Source organism: Paenibacillus sp. FSL K6-1558, assembly GCF_038002565.1.
Classification (GTDB): domain Bacteria; phylum Bacillota; class Bacilli; order Paenibacillales; family Paenibacillaceae; genus Paenibacillus; species Paenibacillus polysaccharolyticus.
This window is the reverse complement of record NZ_JBBOCV010000001.1, coordinates 2,812,077-2,833,998: the sequence shown is the minus strand read 5'-3', so window position 1 is coordinate 2,833,998 and position 21,922 is coordinate 2,812,077. Positions and strand designations below refer to the sequence as shown.

Annotated in this window: 4 protein-coding genes; all 4 read left to right on the top strand. The window is 50.5% G+C overall.

The window, feature by feature from the left end; all coding sequences use genetic code 11:
- The first annotated feature begins 45 nt into the window (after positions 1-45).
- The 4 genes from MHI38_RS12195 (at position 46) to MHI38_RS12180 (ending at position 21,915) form a co-directional block, all read left to right on the top strand.
- Positions 46-14,898 (top strand): amino acid adenylation domain-containing protein, encoded by a 14,853-nt coding sequence (locus tag MHI38_RS12195; RefSeq protein WP_341181285.1) that lies wholly within the window; start codon positions 46-48, stop codon positions 14,896-14,898.
- 159 nt (positions 14,899-15,057) lie between these two features.
- A complete protein-coding gene (locus MHI38_RS12190) occupies positions 15,058-18,366 on the top strand; it encodes a non-ribosomal peptide synthetase (RefSeq protein ID WP_341181284.1) in 3,309 nt (1,102 codons plus the stop codon).
- Positions 18,356-20,185 (top strand): ABC transporter transmembrane domain-containing protein, encoded by a 1,830-nt coding sequence (locus MHI38_RS12185; RefSeq protein ID WP_154891782.1) that lies wholly within the window; start codon positions 18,356-18,358, stop codon positions 20,183-20,185. Before MHI38_RS12190 ends, MHI38_RS12185 begins: the two co-directional genes overlap by 11 nt.
- Positions 20,182-21,915, top strand: coding sequence for an ATP-binding cassette domain-containing protein (locus MHI38_RS12180; protein WP_154891783.1), 1,734 nt, complete (start codon positions 20,182-20,184; stop codon positions 21,913-21,915). The genes MHI38_RS12185 and MHI38_RS12180 overlap by 4 nt, the downstream gene beginning before the upstream one ends.
- The last annotated feature ends 7 nt before the right edge of the window (positions 21,916-21,922 follow it).

Sequence of the window (21,922 nt, the reverse complement as noted above, 5' to 3'; positions counted from 1 at the left end):
ATAAGCCATAGCTATTGTTATCACATTTTGAAAAGGCGGGGAGCATTGCTGCGGCATAGGCTCTGCCGGATTGCTTTTACCGATGAAGAGAGGGGAACGATCCAGGTGGCTTTTGAAAAAGAAACGTTGTTTTGGAACGAAAAACTCGGTAGTGATGATGATATTCTGACGCGGTTACCTTACAGCAAAACGCAAAGCCCTTTAAGACCCATGATGACAACCGTTAGTGGTTCGCTTTCAGAGAAAGCGTCGCAACGTGTCCTACAAATGAGTAAGGGGACTCCGCTGGCGACGTTTATGATTATGCTTGCGGGTGTGCAGTCACTTTTATATAAATATACAGGCGCTTCCGACATTTTGGTTGGTATGCCGATTGTACCGAAAAAGACGGAACAGCGACGCTCCATTAATCATACCGTCATATTAAAAAACTCGTTTGCGGCGGGTGTGACTTTTAAAACACTTCTGAATGAATTGAGGACTTCCTTACCGGAAGTGATTCAGCATCAACATATTCCGTTCTCGAAAATGACGGAGAAGCTGGACTTGCAATATGAGGACGGGAAGCCAATCATCCATACACTAGTATCTCTAAAGGAGCTACACACGGATGAAATCACACCATATGTGGTCACGGATTGTTCTTTTGAGTTCAGCATAACCGGCGGGACCATACAGTTAGCTCTTTTATACAACGAGCATTTATATGATTCTGAATTCATGACTCGGGTTGTTGGTCATCTCAACAGCTTGCTAACTGTGGGTCTCCACGAGCTGGAACTGGACATCGTGAAGATTGATATGTTGTCTGAAGAAGAGAAAATTAAATTGCTCCAAAGCTTTAACGATACCAAGCAGGACTATGCCCGGGATTGGACAATCCATCAACTCATAGAAGAACAGGTACAGAGGGTGCCAGAAGCGACGGCAGTTGTTTTTGAGAATCAGCAACTTTCATACGCGGAGTTGAATGAACGAGCTAACCGGCTGGCGAGAACGCTACGATCCGTCGGCGTGTTACCCAATCAATTGGTCGGCTTGATGGTAAGGAGGTCGCTGGAGACGGTTGTTGGTATTCTGGCGGTTCTAAAAGCTGGCGGTGCTTACGTACCCATTGATCCCGAATACCCGGAAGAACGAATCCGATACATTCTGGAGGACTCTAACGCGCAGCTGCTACTGACTCAAAGGGAGCTGATGCACCAAGTACCTTTCAAAGGGACTGTTCTTGCACTGGATGACGAGAACTCCTATGACAACGATGGGGCGGATCTGGAGCTCGCTAGTGGTCCGAATGACCTCGCTTATGTCATCTATACGTCAGGTACGACAGGCAAACCCAAAGGAGTCATGCTGGAGCATCGGGGTTTGGTAAGCTTGAAATTGATGTTTGCGGACAGGCTTGGTATTACGGAGCGAGACCGAATTGTTCAATTCGCCAGCCTGTCATTCGATGCATCCTGCTGGGAAATGTTCAAAGCGCTCTACTTTGGTGCGACTTTGTACATTCCTACAGCCGAAACGATTCTCGACACTCGTTTGTTCGAGCGTTATATGAATGAGCATGCAATTACAGCGGCCATTTTGCCGCCAACGTATAGCGCTTATTTGCACCCGGATCAACTCCCTAGTTTAACGAAACTCGTAACGGGAGGCTCGGCAGTATCAGCCGAATTCGTGCAACAGTGGAAAACGAAGGTTCACTATTTCAATGCTTATGGTCCTACTGAAGCGTCCATTGTTACGACACTTTGGGATGCGAATGAGGAGCAACCGGAACACAGAGTGATTCCGATCGGGCGTCCACTGGCGAATCACCAGATTTTTATTCTGGATGCCTACCTGCAACTTGTACCTCCAGGAGTGGACGGCGAGTTGTGCGTAGCAGGTGTGGGACTTGCGAGAGGTTATCTGAACCAACCGGAGCTAACGGCAGAGAAGTTCGTGGAACATCCGTTTGCACCAGGAGAACGCCTTTACCGGACGGGAGATCTGGCCCGCTGGCTTCCAGACGGAAATATGGAGTATTTGGGACGGATCGACCATCAGGTTAAAATCCGTGGATTCCGAATCGAGATCGGGGAGATTGAAGAGCAACTTCTGAAGATTGACTCTGTACAGGAGACAATCGTAATAGCGAGGGAAGGCAAAAGCGGCCAAGAACTGTGTGCTTACCTGGTCGCGAGCCACCCACTTACACTAGGTGAGCTGAGAAGCACGCTGGCACAAAACTTGCCGAATTACATGATTCCGGCCCATTTTGTTCAGCTTCCAAGGATGCCCCTTACGCCGAACGACAAAATTGACCGCAAGGCTTTGCCTGCCCCAGAAGGAAATGCACTGATTGGAGGCGAGTACGTAGCTCCCCGAAATGAAGTGGAGCGGACTCTTGCTGATGTATGGCAGGCCGTATTGAACGCTGATCGCGTTGGGGTAACGGATCACTTCTTTGAGCTTGGTGGAGACTCGATTAAGTCCATTCAAGTATCTTCGCGTCTTCATCAAGCCGGGTACAAGCTGGAAATCCGGGATTTGTTCAAATATCCGACGATCTCACAGCTCAGTCTGCATGTAAAACCGATTGGACGTACCATCGATCAAGGAGAAGTTACGGGTGAAACAGTACTGACGCCGATCCAGCAATGGTTTTTCGAGAGCTCCTTTGTGGATTCCCATCATTTCAATCAGTCGGTGATGCTGTACCGAAAGGACCGATTTGACGAAGAAACGGTAGGACATGTACTGCAAAAGCTGGCCGAACATCATGACGCTTTGCGAATGGTATTCCGTAAGACGGAACAAGGGTTCAGCGCCCGGAACCGAGCAATTCAGGAAGGCGGGTTGTTCACGCTGGATGTGTTCGACTTCAAGGATGAGCAACACACCGGGCAGGTTGTGGAAGCGAAGGCAACGGACATTCAAGCAGGTATTAATCTGGAGAATGGGCCTCTTATGAAAGCGGGACTCTTTCAGTGTGCGGATGGGGATCATCTGTTACTGACGGTTCACCATGCCGTGGTGGACGGTGTATCTTGGCGTATTTTGATGGAGGATTTCGCACTGGGTTACGAGCAGGCAGTCAAAAACGAGAACATTCGTTTCCCGGCGAAAACGGATGCGTACCGCACTTGGTCAGAACAATTGGCCGCTTACGCACAAAGTGCAGAGCTTGCGAAGGAGCGAGCCTACTGGCAGGACGTGGAACAAATTGAGGTTCCTGCCATACCGAAGGATATGGAGACGGATATGACGACACAACAAGACAGCGAATCACTATTCGTCCGTCTAACTCCCGAAGAAACAGAGCTGTTACTGAAGCGGGTTCACCGAGCTTATAACACTGAAATGAATGATATTTTAATTACGGCGCTCGGCATAGCCATTCGTAATTGGACAGGACACGAACGTGTGCGGATCAATCTCGAAGGACATGGACGTGAATCCATCGGAACTGATATCGACATTAATCGCACAGTTGGCTGGTTTACGACCAAATTCCCAGTGGTCCTGGAGCCGGAAAGCGATCGGGATTTGGCCTACCAGATTAAACAGGTCAAGGAACGCTTGCGCCGCATTCCTAACAAAGGTCTTGGCTATGGCGTATGCCGTTATCTCTCCAAGTCGGAGGATAGCTTGGTTTGGGGCGCAGAGCCGGAAATTAATTTTAATTACCTCGGTCAGTTCGACGATGATGTCAATCAAGATGAGATCGGCATATCTGCTTATTCCAGTGGTAGCCCGGCTAGTGATCGGCAGGCCCGCAGCTTTGTGCTGGATATTAACGGCATGGTGCTGGACGGAGCTTTATCGCTTGATCTTAGCTACAGTCGAAAGCAGTATCGGAAGGAAACAATGGAATTTTTTGCTCAAGGACTTGAGCAAAGTCTCCGAGAGCTCATAGCGCACTGTGTAGGGAAAGAACATACCGAACTGACACCAAGCGACGTACAATTTAAAGGTTTGACCATTACAGCATTGGAGCAAATCGCTCAGCGTTCCGGTCATCTCGGGGAAATCGAAAATATTTACTCGCTTACGCCGATGCAAAAGGGTATGTGGTTCCACAGCGCGCTTGATCAGCAAACAGCCGCTTACTTCGAGCAGACGCGATTTACGATGCGGGGAGCACTCAATGTCCAGCTTTTCGAGAAAAGCTGGATGGAGCTTGCGAAACGACATCTGGTGTTACGGGCGAATTTTGTGAAAGGTCCGACAGGGGAGCCGTTGCAAATTGTGTACCGTGATAAACCAGTTGGCTTCGAATATGAAGAGTTGCTTCATTTGAAAATGGATGAAAAACAGAAACAGGCCTATCTGGACAAAAAGGCTGAGGATGACAAACTTCGCGGCTTCGACATGGAACATGATGCACTTGTTCGCTTTACGATCCTCCGTACTGAAGAGCAAAGCTACCATGTATTGTGGAGTTTCCAGCATATTTTAATGGATGGTTGGTGTCTGTCTCAGCTGACACAGGAGCTGTTCGAGGTGTATTCTGCTTTGATCTCTGGTGAGCAACCGGTGGTAGATAAAAGAGCAGATTACGGTACTTATATCGAATGGTTGGAGAAGCAGGACGATAAGGCAGCATCCGATTATTGGACGGCATTCTTGGCAGGTTATGAGGGGCAAACGGTACTCCCCGGGCAAAAGGAATCAGCGCCGCATAACAGATTTAAAGCCGATCACGTCACAGCTCTGCTGGGCAAGGATTTAAGTGAACGGATGGATCAGGTAGCAAAACAGCACCTGGTTACGGTAAATACACTTTTGCAGGCTACATGGGGTGTGATGTTGCAAAAATATAACGGAACCCACGATGCCGTATTTGGTAGCGTTGTAGCCGGAAGACCGGTGGAGATTCCAGGCGTCGAGTCCATGATCGGTCTGTTTATCAATACAGTTCCGGTTCGTGTCACGAGTGAAGCCGACACCGTATTTGCCAACTTGATGGTGAAGCTTCAGGAGCGAGCGCTGGAGTCCGGGAGTTATGATTACTATCCGCTGTATGAGATTCAAGCCCTCAGCTTGCAAAAGCAGAACCTGATCAACCATATCATCGCTTTCGAGAATTATCCTGTAGATGAACAGATGGAGCAAGCGGGCGACCAGAACCATGGGGAACTGACGATCGCAGACGTTCAGATGGAGGAGCAGACGAACTATAACTTCAACGTGACCGTATCACCAGGAGCCGAGATCGAAATCAGGTTCGATTTTAATGCTGAAGTGTTCGACAAAGATAGTATCGAGCGACTGAAGGGGCATCTCGTACATCTGCTGGAGCAGGTGACGGCTAATCCGAAAATTGCGGTGGGTGAGTTGGAACTTGTGACGGAGGCAGAAAAGACGGACCTACTCGAACGTTTTAACGATACCACCACAGCGTTTCCTCGCGATAAGACGCTCATTCAATTGTTCCAGGAACAAGCGGGGCGCATCCCGGATGCAACTGCTGTCACCTTGAATGGACACGAGATGACCTACCGCGCTCTGAATGAACGTGTCAACCGCCTTGCCCGTACCTTGCGTAGTCACGGGATAACCCGAGGGAGACTAGTCGCTATTATGGCTGAGCGTTCCATTGAAATGGTGGTGGGTATGCTGGCGGCACACAAAGCCGGGGCGGGTTACGTACCAATTGATCCAGAATATCCAGAGGAGCGTATCCGTTTTCTGATCGAGGATTCGGGAGCTCAGGTCATGCTGACCCAGAGCCACTTGCGTGAACGTCTGGCGGATTCGGACTCCGTGATCTTATTGGATGATGAATTTTTCTATCACGAGGACAGCACTGATCTACATCCAGGCACAGAAGCGACAGATCTGGCATGCATCATCTATACGTCAGGCACGACGGGCAAGCCGAAAGGCAACCTTGTTTCACATCGTAACATCGTGCGTATCGTGCGAAATACGAATTATATCGACATCACGGAGCACGATCATGTCCTCCAGCTTTCGAGTTATTCGTTTGACGGAGCGATCTTCGATATTTTTGGTGCTTTAACCAACGGAGCACGGTTGGTACTAGTTCCCCGTGAGACTGTGCTGGAGATTGGTCAGCTTGCAGATCTCATTCAGCGTGAGCATATCTCTGTGATGCTGATAACGACGGCGTTTTTCAACGTGCTTATAGATGTGAACATCGACTGCTTGCGAGATGTCCGGGCAATATTGTTCGGAGGAGAGCGAGTGTCGGTTGGCCATGTGCGTAAAGCACTCGCCCATATCGGACCGGGAAAACTTAACCACCTGTATGGCCCATCGGAAAGCACAGTGTATACCACATACCTTCCGGTCGACTTCATTGATGACGCAGCCGTTACCGTTCCTATAGGAAGACCCATCAGTAATACAACGGTGTATATCGTGGACAGCCGGAACCGACTTCTGCCGATCGGTGTGGCTGGCGAATTATGCGTTGGTGGAGAAGGCTTGGTACAGGGCTATAATAACCGGCCTGAGCTGACGGCAGAGAAATTCGTGGAACATCCTTTTGAACCGGGAGCACGCATGTACCGAACGGGGGATTTAGCGAAATGGTTGCCGGACGGTACGATTGAATACGTTGGACGGACGGATGACCAAGTGAAAATTCGTGGCTTCCGGATTGAACTCGGCGAGATTGAAGCTCAGCTTCAGAAAGTGGAAGGCATTCGGAAAACAACGGTATTTGCCAGAGAGAGTGCTTCCGGCGAAAAGCAACTTTGTGCGTATTATGAAGCAGACGTTGAGCTTCCAGCGGCTGAGGTGAAGAGTGTACTTTCCCAGGAGCTACCGGCCTATATGATTCCGTCATACTTGATCCAGCTAGAGCAACTCCCGCTGACAACGAACGGCAAGGTTGACCGCAGGTCTCTCCCGGCGCCAGAGGAGAGCTTGCAGGTTGGAGAAGAGGGGACTCTACCACGGACCCCACTCGAAGCCAGTCTGGCTGATATTTGGAAAAGTGTACTCGGACTCGCGCACATTAGCGTTCATGATAATTTCTTCGACCTTGGCGGCCATTCACTTCGGGCGACAACACTCGTAAGTAAGGTGCACCAGGAGTTGAACGTTGAATTGCCTCTGCGGGACGTATTTCGCTATTCGACAATTGAAGAGATGGCCCTAGCCATATCCCGGATCGGAGAGCAGATGTTCTCGTCGATTCCGTTGGCAGACAGAAGAGCATATTATCCACTTTCATCAGCTCAGAAGCGGTTGTATATCCTGAATCAGCTGGAAGGAGCAGATCAGAGCTACAACATGCCTGGTGTGTTACTGGTGGAAGGAACAATCGATCGGAGTCTGCTGGAAAAGGCTTTCCGCGGACTGATTGCACGGCACGAAACGCTGCGAACCGGCTTCGAGATCGTGCAAGGCGAAGCAGTACAGCGCATTTATGAGAGTGCCCACTTTGCTGTGGAGTACTGCCATGCGAACGAGGAAGAAGCGCCAGACGTTGTACAGGCCTTCATCCAGCCTTTCGACTTGGCGAAGCCCCCACTGCTGCGAGCGAAACTCGTAGAGCTGGCGACCGAACGTTATTTACTGATGTTTGACATGCACCATATTATCTCCGACGGGGTTTCGATGGACGTATTCGTCGATGAACTCGTCCGTCTATACAGCGACGAGTCATTAGAACCTTTATGCATTCAATACAAGGACTATGCGGTATGGCAACAGTCAGACGAGCATAAGGAGCAGTTGAAACGGGAGGAAAGCTATTGGTTGGAACGTTACCAAGGCGATTTGCCGGTGCTGGAAATGCCGACTGACTATCCGCGTCCTGCCGTGCAAAGTTTTGAAGGACAGACGTTAACGTCTTTCGTCGATGAGGAGACAAACGAAGGTTTGAAGAAACTGGCCGCCCAAAGAGGAACGACGCTGTATATGGTGTTACTTGCGGCATATACCGTGCTTTTGCATAAATACACAGGTCAGGATGATTTGATCGTCGGAACTTCAATTGCGGGCAGAACACATGTTGACACACAGCCTTTGATCGGAATGTTCGTTAATACGCTGGCACTTCGCAATTATCCGACTGCGGGCAAAACCTTCCTTTCGTATTTGGAAGAAGTGAAAGAAACGACTTTAGGAGCTTACGAGCATCAAAGCTACCCGTTTGAAGAGCTTGTCGACAAAGTTCAAGTCACTCGTGATCTGAGCCGCAACCCGCTCTTTGATACGATGTTCTCCCTGCAAAACTTGGAGGAAAAAAAGATAGAACTGAAAGGACTGAAGTTATCACCGTACTCTAGTGACTACGGCTCAGCCAAGTTCGACTTGAGTGTGGATGTTACAGAAGAAGACGGCGTGTTGGAGTGCAACTTTGAATTCTCAACGGCTCTTTACAAAGAAAGCACGATTCGAAGGTTGCAGGCTCATTTCGGACATTTGCTTGCGACGATCGTAAGCCGTCCGGATGCGAAGATTGCTGAGCTACACCTGTTGACTATAGCGGAAAAGGAAGAATTGATCAGCGCATTTAACCCGGCGCAAGCCGAAGCAGAAACGGCTCCCGCAGCTGCGTTCCACCGTCTGTTCGAGGAGCAGGCACAGCGCGTGCCTGAATCGGAGGCCGTTGTGTACGAAAACGACCGCCTAACGTATGCGGAGCTGAACGAGCGGGCAAACCGTTTGGCGGCCACACTGCGTGCAAGTGGCATTGGCCGTGAATCCATCGTCGGCATTCTCGCCGAACGTTCGGTGGATTTGCTGGTAGCCGTGCTGGCTGTCTGGAAAGCAGGCGGCGCGTATGTACCGCTCGACCCGGATTACCCGGCAGATCGCGTTCGGTTCATGCTGGAAGACAGTAGAGCAAAGGTACTACTCACCCAGAAACCACTTCAAGAACGTGCCGAAGCTTGGCTCGTTGAAGAGGAACTGGCTTTGTCGGCAGTGCTGTACCTCGACGACGAAGCATCCTACAGCGATGAGCAGGCCAATGCCCCGATGAGTTCTGATATGAATGATTTCCACGAAGCCCGTCCAGAGGATCTGGCCTATGTAATCTACACGTCGGGAACGACAGGACAGCCTAAAGGCGTCATGATCGAGCACCGCAGCCTGGTGAATACGGCGGCAGGATACCGACGGGAATACCGATTAGATCAGTTCCCGGTACGGTTGCTACAGCTGGCCAGCTTCTCGTTTGATGTGTTCGTGGGTGATATCGCACGCACGCTGTACAACGGAGGCACGATGGTCATTGTGCCGAAGGACGACCGGATTGATCCGTCGCGTCTGCACCACTGGATCGAGCAAGAGTGGGTGACCCTTTTTGAATCGACGCCAGCGTTAATTGTGCCATTTATGGAGTATGTGCATGAAAATCAGCTGGATATGAGTCAGATGGAGTTGCTCATCACAAGTTCGGACAGCTGCAGCGTGGCCGATTATCGAACCTTGCAGGAACGTTTTGGCTCGCAATTCCGAATCATCAACGCCTATGGCGTAACGGAAGCAGCGATTGACTCCAGTTTCTACGACGAGTCACTGGAAATGCTGCCCGAGACAGGGCATGTGCCTATCGGAAAAGCGTGGTTGAATGCGAAGTTTTACATTGTGGATGCGCACCTGAATCCGGTGCCTGTGGGGGTGCTGGGCGAACTGGTTATCGGCGGAGTTGGGGTCTCGCGCGGATATTTGAACCGTCCAGAATTAACAGAGGAGAAGTTCGTAGACAGTCCGTTTGCCGTAGGTGAGCGGTTGTATCGCACAGGAGACTTGGCGAGGTGGATGGAAGACGGCAACGTGGATTTCATCGGTCGAATGGACAACCAGGCTAAAATTCGGGGCTACCGGATTGAAACAGGTGAGGTCGAAGCGAAGCTGTTGCGTGTGGAAGGTGTTCGCGAAGCAGTCGTTCTGGTTCGAACTGATGGAGAAGGACAGAAGATGTTATGCGCGTATTACACAACGAATACGGGAACGGATCTGGCAATGAACGTTCTGCGAGGTGCACTGGCACAAGAGTTGCCGGGATACATGATTCCATCGTACTTCGTGGAAATGGAGTGTCTGCCTCTGACGCCGAACGGAAAGATCAATCGGAAGGCGTTGCCAGCGCCGGAAGGGGAGGCAGGAAGCGGAACGGAGTATGTCGCACCACGCAATGAGCTAGAAAGAAAATTGGCCTCGATATGGCAGGAGGTGCTGGGGCTTACGAAGGAGATCGGCGTGTACGAGAACTTCTTCGACATCGGCGGTCACTCCCTACGGGCAACGACACTGGTCAGCAAGATTCATAAAGAGTTGAACGTGGATCTGCCACTGCGAGAGGTGTTTCGTCATTCTATGATCGAGAACATGGCGGTTGCCATTTCCCGGCTAGATGAGCAGAAATTCGTTGCTATTCCGCTGGCGGAGAGACGTGAGGTGTACCCACAATCTTTTGCTCAAAAACGTCTCTTTATTTTGAATCAACTAGAAGGTGCGGAGCTTAGTTACAACATGCCGGAAGCCATGGTGCTAGAGGGGGCTTTGGATCGTGCAAGGTTCGAAGACGCATTCCGTAAGCTCGTGGATAGACATGAAATGTTGCGCACCGGTTTCGAGATGGTGGATGGCGAAGCAGCGCAACGGATTTACCAAGACTTGAATTTGGCCGTGGAGTTCTATTCAGCAGATGAGCAAGAGGTCGAAGAGATCGTTCATCGTTTTGTCCGTCCGTTTGACTTGGCGAAACCTCCGCTACTGAGAGTAGGCCTTGTCCAGCTTGCTCCGGAACGCCATATTCTAATGTACGATATGCATCATATTATTTCCGACGGTGTATCGATGGAGATCTTTGTTGAAGAATTCGTCCGCTTGTATGGGGGAGAACAACTGGAGCCTTTACGCATTCAGTACAAAGATTATTCCGTTTGGCTACATTCACAGGAGCAGAAGGAACGGCTTCAGCATCAGGAAACGTACTGGCTGGACATGTTCCAAGGAGAACTTCCGGTGCTGGAAATGCCAACCGATTATCCGCGTCCTGCTGTGCAGAGCTACGATGGTCACACACTGGAGTTTTTCTTAGAAGCTTCGAAAACCGATGCCCTGAAACAGTTGGCTTCAGAAACGGGCACGACACTGTTCATGGTGTTGCTTGCTGCTTATAACGTGCTTCTGCACAAATATTCAGGTCAGGAAGATGTAGTTGTTGGTACGCCAATTGCCGGAAGGAACCATGGAGATGTGCAACCGTTAATCGGGATTTTCTTGAATACACTGGCGATTCGCAGTTATCCGTCTTCGGAGAAGACATTCCTGTCATACCTGAACGAGATTAAAGAAACGACCCTTCATGCTTTCGAGCATCAAAACTATCCGTTCGAAGAATTGGTGGACAAGGTGCAAGTCACCCGTGATTTAAGCCGTAATCCCCTTTTTGACACGTTGTTTACGATGCAGAATACGGAGAACGAGGAATTCGAATTGGAAGGGCTCCGTTTGACTTCTTATCCGAGCGCAATGGATACCGCCAAGTTTGATATTAGCTTGGATGTGGGTGAGGAGAACGGCGGCTTGGATTACAGCTTCGAATATGCGACGGCTCTTTATACAAGGGAGACCATCGAACGGATGGCCAAACATTACGAGCAGTTGCTTGTCACGATTGTAAGCCGTCCGGATGCGAAGATTGCTGAGCTGAACTTGTTAACGGCTGAGGAAAAAGAAATGCTCAACGCTTTTAACCCGGTGCAGCTCGAAGTGGAAGTTGCTCCTGCGGTTGCGTTCCACCGTCTGTTTGAAGAACAGGCGCAGCACGCGCCTGAATCGGAGGCTGTTGTGTACGAGAATGACCGCCTAACGTATGCGGAGCTGAATGAGCGGGCGAACCGTTTGGCGGCTACACTGCGAGCAAGCGGCGTTGGCCGGGAATCCATCGTCGGCATTTTCGCCGAACGTTCGGTGGATTTGCTGGTAGCGGTGCTTGCTGTCTGGAAAGCAGGCGGTGCGTATGTACCGCTCGACCCGGATTACCCGGCAGACCGTGTGCGGTTCATGCTGGAAGACAGCGGGGCAAAGGTGCTACTCACCCAAAAGCTACTGCGAGAGCGTGCCGAAGCTTGGCTCGCAGCAGAGGAACTGGCGTTGACGGATGTGTTGTATCTCGATGACGAAGCATTGTACAGGGAGGAACGGTCAAATGTGCCGATGAGTTCTGGCACGGGTGACTTCCACGAAGCCCGACCAGAGGATCTGGCCTACGTGATTTATACGTCGGGAACGACAGGTCAGCCCAAAGGGGTCATGATCGAGCACCGAAGTCTGGTGAATACGGCGGCAGGATACCGACGGGAATATCGATTAGATCAGTTCCCGGTAAGGTTGCTACAGCTTGCCAGCTTCTCGTTTGACGTGTTCGTGGGTGATATTGCACGCACGCTGTATAACGGAGGCGCAATGATCATTGTGCCGAAGGATGACCGGATTGATCCATCGCGTCTGCACCACTGGATTGAGCAAGAGCAAGTGACCATTTTTGAATCGACGCCAGCGCTGATTGTGCCGTTTATGGAATATGTGCATGAGCAGCGGCTGAATATGAGTCAGATGGAGCTGCTCATCACAAGTTCGGACAGTTGCAGCGTGGCAGATTATCGGATCTTGCAGGAACGCTTTGGCTCGCAATTCCGAATCATCAACGCTTACGGTGTGACTGAGGCGGCGATTGACTCCAGTTTCTATGATGAGCCACTGGAAATGCTTCCCGAGACAGGGCATGTGCCTATCGGCAAAGCGTGGTTAAATGCGAAGTTTTACATTGTGGATGCACATTTAAATCCCGTGCCTGTCGGGGTGCTGGGCGAGTTGGTTATTGGCGGAGTTGGGGTCTCGCGCGGATACTTGAACCGTCCAGAGCTGACAGAAGAGAAGTTCGTCGATAGTCCGTTCACCGCGGGGGAACGGTTGTATCGCACGGGAGACTTGGCGAGATGGACAAAAGACGGCAACGTGGACTTCATCGGTCGGATGGATAATCAGGCGAAAATCCGGGGGTATCGGATCGAAACAGGCGAGATCGAGTCACAACTCTTGCGGGTGGGAAATGTACGCGAAGCCGTGGTGCTGGTTCGAAATGACGCAAACGGGCAGAAAGTGCTATGTGCATATTACACACCGGATACAGGAACGGATCTGGCAGTAAACGATCTGCGCGGAGCGCTGGCACAGGAGTTGCCGGGGTATATGATCCCATCGTACTTCGTGAAGATGGAGCATCTGCCTCTGACTCCAAACGGAAAAATTGACCGGAAGGCGTTGCCAGCCCCGGAAGGGGAGGCAGGAAGCGGAGCGGAGTATGTCGCACCGCGCAATGGACTGGAAATAAAATTGGCCTCGATTTGGCAAGAGGTGCTGGGGCTAACGAAGGAGATCGGCGTGTACGAGAACTTCTTTGACATTGGTGGTCACTCTCTACGGGCAACGTCATTGGCAGGCAAGGTATTTAAGAAATTAAATGTCAATCTGCCGCTGCGCGACGTATTCCGTCACTCGACCATTGCAGCGATGGCCGAGGTAGTCGCCCGGATGGAGCGACGGGAACATGACGCCATTCCCCAAGCGGATGTGAGAGAGTACTACCCTCTCTCCTCTGCGCAGAAGCGATTGTTCATTCAGCACACACTGGATGGAGCAGACCAGCTTTATAACATGCCGGAACTGGTGCAGTTGGAAGGTGAGTTTGATTTAGAGCGTTTTGAAGATGCCATGCGCAAATTGATAACTCGCCATGAATCGCTACGTACCGGTTTTGAAGTTGTGAAGGGTGAAGCGGTTCAGCGCATTTACCAGCAGGTTGATTTTGCTATCGAGCACCATCAAGCAGATCCAGAGGATGTGACTCAAATGGAGCAGATCATTCGCGGCTTCGTTCGCCCGTTCGACCTTGGCAAGCCGCCACTTCTGCGCGCCGGGGTCATAGAACTGGAGCGGGACCTGCATATTCTCCTTTTCGATATGCATCATATTGTGTCCGACGGCGTATCGATGGCAATTGTGATGGATGAGTTCTCGAGTTTATATGCCGGTGAAGAACTGCCTCCACTAAGGATTCAATACAAAGATTATGCTGTTTGGCAACACTCTAAGGATTACCAAGATCGGATCGGGCGGCAGGAAACGTACTGGCTGAAAGCCTTTGAAGGCGAGCTCCCAAGGGCCGACTTACCGATGGACTATGAACGGTCTGCGATTCGCGATTACGAAGGCATGCATCTGGATTTCGACGTTGACGCTTCTCTCTCTGAGCGATTACGTCAATTGGCAGCTCAGCAAGAAAGCACGCTGTACATGGTGCTACTAGCGGCGTATACCTTGTTGCTGTCCAAGTACAGCGGACAAGAGGATATCATCGTTGGTACCCCGGTGGCGGGAAGAACGAATGCCGATTTGGAGCCGGTCATCGGGATGTTTGTCAATACGTTGGCGCTCCGCAATCGTCCGTCAGGCGGCAAAACGTTTTTGTCCTACCTTGAAGAAGTGAAGGAGACCGCTTTGGGTGCTTTTGAGAACCAGGATTATCCGTTCGAAGAGCTCGTGGAGCGTTTGAATGTGAAGCGGGAACCAGGGCGCTTCCCGTTATTCGATGCTGTTTTCGACTTGCAAAATATCGAAGAACAAGACGTCGAACTGGAAGGGGTCAGCCTGAAAGATGTTGAACTCGACCAGTTGGAAGAAGCCAAATTTGATCTAACCCTGTTTATGTATGAAAACAACGGGTCGCTGAGCGGAGGCTTCTTCTATGCCACCAAACTGTTCAAAGAGACGATGATTCGTACCTTGTCCGAGGATTACCTGCGGGTGCTGTCTCAAATCGTGGAAAATCCACATCTTGAGCTAAACCGCATTGAATGCCATAAACCGGAGACAGGCGGAAAGAATGCGGTGGATACAATCGAATTCGCGTTCTGATTCTACAAACGTAACTTTGATGTCTCTAGCGAAATCTGCACGTATCCCGAGCCCAAGTAAGATGGCGAACAACATGCAAGCCCTGGATGCACAGATCCGAAAACAAACGTTTTGGATCTGCGCAGGGCATGCGGTCACTTCATTTTAGGGGAGGTATCCATGAAATCTTTATTTGAAAAGGAAGAACGATACTGGAGCAGCAAGTTTGATGCCGGTGATAGCCTGAGCTTCCTTCCTTACAGTCAATCCTCCAAATTATCTGCAAGTGGGGAAGTCCAGGCCAAGTCGGGCTTGCTTCACCGCACTCTGCCAAGTGAACTCTCGGAGAGAATTATTGGCCTAGCGAGTGGTTCCGATTTGGCGATATACATGGTTGCTTTGGCAGGAGTAAAAGGCCTGCTGTTCAAATATACAGGGCAGGGTCAAGTACTGGTCGGTATGCCTTCTTATCATGCAGAAGCGGATGGGATGCCGACGTCGCATGAAATCTTGGTAATCAAAACGGCTGTAAGCCATCAGACGACGCTTAAAACGTTACTTGGAGGAATTAAAACCTCCATCGGCGAGGCGCTGGAGCATCAGCACCTGCCTTTTCGGAAAATGGTAGAGCCGCTTCATCTGGGTTACACGAAGGATGGCTTCCCAGTCGTTAATACTGTGGTCTCCTTCGCCCCGATTCATCCTGAACCGCTGGGCAACCGGATGGCGAACGATATGATTTTTCGCTTCGACCGCGAAGGCAGCTCTATCATGTTGGAGATAAGCTATGATGGGCAGCGGTATGAGCATGCGTTTGTGGAACAGGCAGCCGACCATCTGGTTCGGCTACTATCCTTACTTTTATTTCAGCCCGATCTGGGGCTTGGACAAGCCGATGTACTATCTCCAGATGAGAGGGAAACGCTCCTGAATCAGTTTAACGACACCGAAACCGGATTTGAACGTGGGCAAACCATTCACGGCTTGTTTGAAGAGCGGGCAGCGCTTTACCCAGACAACGTAGCCGTTGTCATGAATGAAGTGAAGCTGACTTACCGCGAATTAAACGAACGATCCAACCGCCTTGCGCGGAAGTTGCGGGAGACAGGAGTCAAAGCCGACCAACTGGTCGCGATTCTAGCTGAACGCTCGATTGATATGGTTGTTGGCATCCTAGCGATTCTCAAAGCCGGTGGAGCTTACGTGCCTGTTGATCCCGATTATCCAGAGGAGCGCATCCGATTCATGATTGAAGATTCAGGCGCACCGTTATTACTGATTCAAAAGCATTTGCATGAAAAGACCGACTTCGCAGGGACTCGGCTTGAATTAGATCTTTTTGTCTGGGAAGAGAATGGGTTCAGCTCCGAAGGTACACTGGACTCTTCAAACTTAGAACCGATATCTGGATCGGGGAACTTGGCCTATGTTATCTACACGTCAGGAACGACCGGTAAACCTAAAGGAACGCTGATTGAGCATAAAAACGTCGTGCGCCTTCTGTTTAACGACAAGAACTTGTTCGACTTCGGGCCAGCCGACACATGGACGCTGTTCCACTCCTTCTGCTTTGATTTCTCTGTTTGGGAAATGTACGGAGCGTTGCTGAATGGAGGTAAGCTGGTCATCGTACCACCGCTTACGGCGAAAAGTCCCGCTGATTTTCTGGCGCTGCTAAGCCGCGAACAAGTTACGATTTTGAATCAGACGCCAACGTATTTTTACCAGTTGCTCCGTAAGGTATTGGTCGATCATGCATATCATCTACGGATTCGTAACGTCATCTTCGGAGGCGAAGCGCTCAGTCCGTTGTTACTCAAGGGTTACAAGACGAAGTACCCGGAGACAAAACTGATCAACATGTACGGCATTACGGAAACGACCGTTCATGTGACATATAAGGAAATTACGTGGACCGAAATAGAGGCGGCGAAGAGTAATATCGGCAAGCCTATTCCTACGCTACGTGTGTATGTTCTGGATGAAAACCGCCACCTTGTGCCCATTGGTGTAGCGGGTGAAATGTTCGTTGCCGGGGAAGGCCTTGCGAGAGGATACCTGAACCGTCCGGACCTAACAGAAGAGAAGTTCGTCGATTCCCCGTTTGTGAAGGGGGAGAAACTGTACCGCACGGGCGATTTGGCAACTTGGTTGCCAGACGGCAATATCGAATATCTGGGCCGGATCGACCATCAGGTGAAAATTCGTGGGTACCGGATCGAGTTGGATGAGATCGAGAACCAGATGCTGAAGATCGAAGCTGTGCAGGAAGCCAAAGTGATTGATCGCGACGACGCGAACGGTAATAAGCTTCTTGTTGCGTATTACGTCGCAGAAACAAGGTTTTCGGCCCATGAACTTAAGGAGAAACTCTCCAAGCAACTTCCGGGGTATATGATTCCTTCTCACTTCGTTCAGCTTCAGCAGATGCCGCTGACCTCGAACGGGAAAATTGACCGCAAAGCATTGCCCGCGCCAGGGGAAACCGCGGCCAGGGAAGCCGAATATGTCGCGCCGAGAACGTTGCTTGAGATGAAAATCACCCGTGTATGGCAAGATACGCTTGCCGTTCCGCAGGTTGGCGTAAAGGATAACTTTTTTGAACTTGGAGGCAATTCGTTAAGCCTGATGAGGCTCGTTCAAGCTGTTTACGATGAAACAGGAATTGAGATCCCGCTGAACCGCGAGTTCCATCATTTCACCGTTGAAGCCATGGCTTTTGGAGAGGGAGATATGGGGCTAGATCAAGGGGGAGACTCTTTCATTAAGTTGAATAAAACAGGTGATCTTAACGTGTTCTGCTTCCCTCCCGGTAGCGGCTTCGGCATAGGTTACCGGGAACTCGCAAGTAGGCTCGATGGACGATTCATACTCTACGGTATTGATTTTATCGACGATGCCACCGATTACGAGTCCATGCTGAACCGCTATGTGGATGAGATTGTTCGCATCCAGCCAGAAGGGCCCTACGTGTTACTCGGTTATTGCTTTGGAGGCAACCTGACGTTTGAGGTAGCTAAAGTGATGGAAAAAAGAGGGCATGTCGTAACGGACGTGCTTATGGTGGACTCGTGGATTAAGGAAACGCTGACGCCTGCTGAAACGTCAGAGAAAGAGCTTGAAGAAATGCTTGCCGATTTTGACGAAGAAGAGAAGGAATTAATGAGTAACTCACTCGTACGGGAGCGGGTTCATCGTAAGGTTAAAGCGACCTTGATGTACGAGGCACAGCTTATTAATTCTGGAACGATCTCGGCCCGGATTTATGAATTGATTGCGAAGGACAGCGAGGCGTTTCGTCTGGAGCACCAATTGCCATCCTGGAGGCGTGCGACAAGGCAAGCTTACACCGACTATCGTTTGGAAGGCGCGCATGAAGAACTATTAGAGCTTGTGCGTGTGGACGAAACGGCCGTCGTCATCCGGGATATTTTAGAGCAAGTTAAGCGGCAGATTGAGGCGGAGGCTGGAGTACTACATGGAAGCTGAGCGGCAACCATTCGTTCGAGAACAAGTCACAGCGGAACCTTCCAAGCGTCACACCGCTTACGCCACATGGAAAGCGTTTCGCTGGCTGATGTCTTATGTAGGCCGTCACAAGGGCTGGATGATCGTCGGTATATTGTCCGCAATTGCTGCGGCCGTCATTGAGATATGGACGGGAAGTCTGATCGAGCAACTGACCACGCAGGCCGAGAAAGGGGCAGGGCCAATCGTGTTACAGATCGTGTATGCGGTCTTTGTGGTCATCCTGATCGGTGTACCTGCGAAGTTTTTCATGAGTTTCGGCGTGGAGCGAAGCAGTGCCTCTGCGGTTCAGGATGTCCGTAACGATGTCATGCGTCATATCGGTAAACTTCGGGTCTCCGATTTGGAAAAACAGCACTCGGGTGACATGCTGTCACGGATCAATAATGATCTGCAGCTCATCCAGCAGTTTATGATGCGGGATTTTGCCCAGTGGTTCTATCATCCGCTATTGTTCATTGGCTGTTTCGCATATTTGATCTACCTCCAATGGGAGCTGATGCTGTACAGTCTGCTGTTATTTCCGGTAGCCTTGCTGGTTTCTCAGTGGATTGGCAAGCAATTGGAGCGGTTGACGGAGGAAGCTCAGACCAATATGGGCCGAATGAACGTTAACCTCCAGGATACGCTCGGGGGGATGCCTGTTGTAAAAAGCTACCTGTTATCCGGGATGTTATCTCGATCCTACCAAGTGTTGCTGCAATTGACAGCTCAAAAAAAACTGGCGGTAAAAAAGCGGGAAGCCTGGGTCAACCCGTTGCTTTCTACACTGATGATCAGTCCGATCATTTTCGCAGTCAGTTACGGAAGTTATTTGATCTATCAAGGGCAGTTAGGCGCTGGAGAACTCGTTGCCTTCTTATACTTGCTGAATCTGTGTCTGGAACCGCTGGAACATATTCCCGAGCTTATCACGCGTACGTTCGAAATGGCCGGTGCCTTGAGAAGGGTTTCCGACATCGTTGAGCAACCAACCGAAACAGAAAATGGCCGTTTAATTCCGAAGGCGAACGCAGCTCCTATTGAATTCAAGAACGTGACCTTCGGATATGAAGATCACTCTCCGATCCTGCGGAATGTTAGCTTCTCGGTACCGGAAGGTAAGACGATTGCTCTTGTCGGGGCGAGCGGCGGAGGGAAGAGCACGGTGTTTAAGCTGGTTTGCGGCTTTTATCCGCTACCGGAGAAAGGCGAAGGCGAAATCCGCGTGTTTGGCAGCCAGATTGATGGTGCCGATCCGGAGCAACTGCGGTCACATTTCTCCGTGGTCACTCAGGATTCGTATTTGTTTAGCGGGACGATTGCCGAAAATATTGGCTACGGGCAGGAGGGAGCATCGATGGACGCGATTATTGAAGCTGCCAAAGTTGCTCAGGCGCATTCCTTCATTATGCAGCTCTCTGATGGATACCAGACGTATGTCGGAGAGCGCGGAGGATTTTTGTCCGGCGGACAGCGTCAGCGTATCGCCATGGCTCGGGCCTTTTTAAAGGATGCTCCCGTGCTGTTGTTGGACGAGCCTACGTCGGCCCTTGATCCGGAGTCGGAAAGTGCGGTTCAGAAAGCTCTGGGTGTATTGATGAAACAGAGAACAACGATGGTTATTGCTCACCGACTTTCTACGGTACAAAGTGTCGACGAGATTTGGGTCATGGAACAGGGAAATATTGTGGAGAAGGGCACTCATGAACAATTACTGGGGATGAATGGGCTGTATGCCCAGTCTTACTACCAGGAGTTTACCGAGTCCGCCGAACGCAGGGAGGTGGCGCACACATGAAAAAGGGCGGATGGATCTTGCAAGTTAAAGAACTTGGCTATTTGCTGACATTTATGAACCGCAAGCAAAAAACTCAGTACGCCACCGGCCTGGCTGTAACGGCGCTCACCCAGACATTGTTTCTGATCGCCTTCAGTTTGGTTGTACATAACTTGGTTGATTTCGCCGTGTCCCGAGATACGTCCCTGATGGTGAATGCTTTTATCATTTTGGGCACGGCGCTGTTTCTGGAAAATATTATTTCGCCCTGGTTCATTTACTTGTACCAGCGTAGTGTCGAGCTGACTGTACTGAACATCCGCGAGCGTCTTTATAACAAGCTGTGCCGAGTACGTCCGAGATTTCTGGAGCAGACGCACCATGGGGACTTGTTGTCGCGGGTGAACAACGACGTAACGACAGTTGAGTTTACATTTTCACAGGTTTACTTCGTTCTGTTGTTACAAGTTGTTTTTTGCATCGGCTCTATTGTTTCCATGGTGTTGATCGATTGGCGGTTTGCTGGCGTATCTTTTGTCATTCTGCTATTGTCCTCCGCGGTCAGCCTGAAATTTGCACGAGATATTCGTGTCTTGTCCGAACAAGGATTGCAAACGCTTGGTAAAATGACTGAAAAATTCAAAGATTTCATTGGCGGCATTCAGATGGTGAAACTGTTTCGTATCCGTTCAATTTATAGCCAGTATGAGGCGTTGAACGAACAGATGACCCAGACGCTTCGGCAAACTGCACAGAAGAACGGCATGCAGGCTGCGGTGAATCATTTTATTAGTTACGTCACGTTCTGTGGCATTATCGTCATCGGTAGTCTTCTCTATGCCTATGGACTTATGGGAATGGGGAGTGTTGCTGCCCTGGCGGTTTTGCAAGTGAATCTGACGCACGCTTTATTGAACCTGGGGATGGTTCTGTCCATGACCCAGAATTCGCTCGCGGGGGCTCACCGGATTCAAGAGGTACTTGCAGAGGAAGAGGAACCAGAGCGACTAGGATCTCCAGATAGTAAACATTTTTCGGATGCTGCGGTGGAGTTTCGCGATGTGGAATTTTCCTATCAGATGGATAAAAAGGTGATTGAAGGCATGTCCTTGAAGGTGTTTCCCGGCCAGGTCGCAGCAATTGTGGGAGCCAGCGGTAGCGGCAAAAGTACGCTGATCAAGCTGTTGCTCGGCTTTTATCCGGTGGACAGTGGAGAAATCCTGCTCCAAGGCAAAGCGTTTGGCCATTACACACTGGAGGAAATCCGCAGGCAGATTGCTTATGTTCCGCAGGAGCCGTTCTTGTTTGCAGGCACGATTGAGGAAAATATCCGCTATGGCAAGCCGGAAGCCACGGATGAAGAAGTTGTCGAAGCTGCCAAGGCGGCATACGCTCATCATTTTATTCAGGAACTTCCTGAGCAGTATCAAACGTCGGTTGGAGAGAGAGGCGCATCGTTGTCAGGCGGACAAAGGCAACGCATTGCGATTGCGCGGGCGATTCTTAAGAATGCACCAATTCTCCTGCTGGACGAAGCAACCTCTGCACTGGATAACGAATCCCAGCATTGGGTACAGCAGGCTCTGAACGTACTGATGAAGGGGCGTACGACTATTCTGATCGCGCACCGTCTCAGCACCGTGGAACATGCAGATTTGATTACGGTTATGAACCAAGGGACAGTCGTTGAGCGGGGCCGGCATCAGGATCTGCTCGCGCTCGGAGGTTATTACGCCCGACTTTACGGTTAGCTGATTT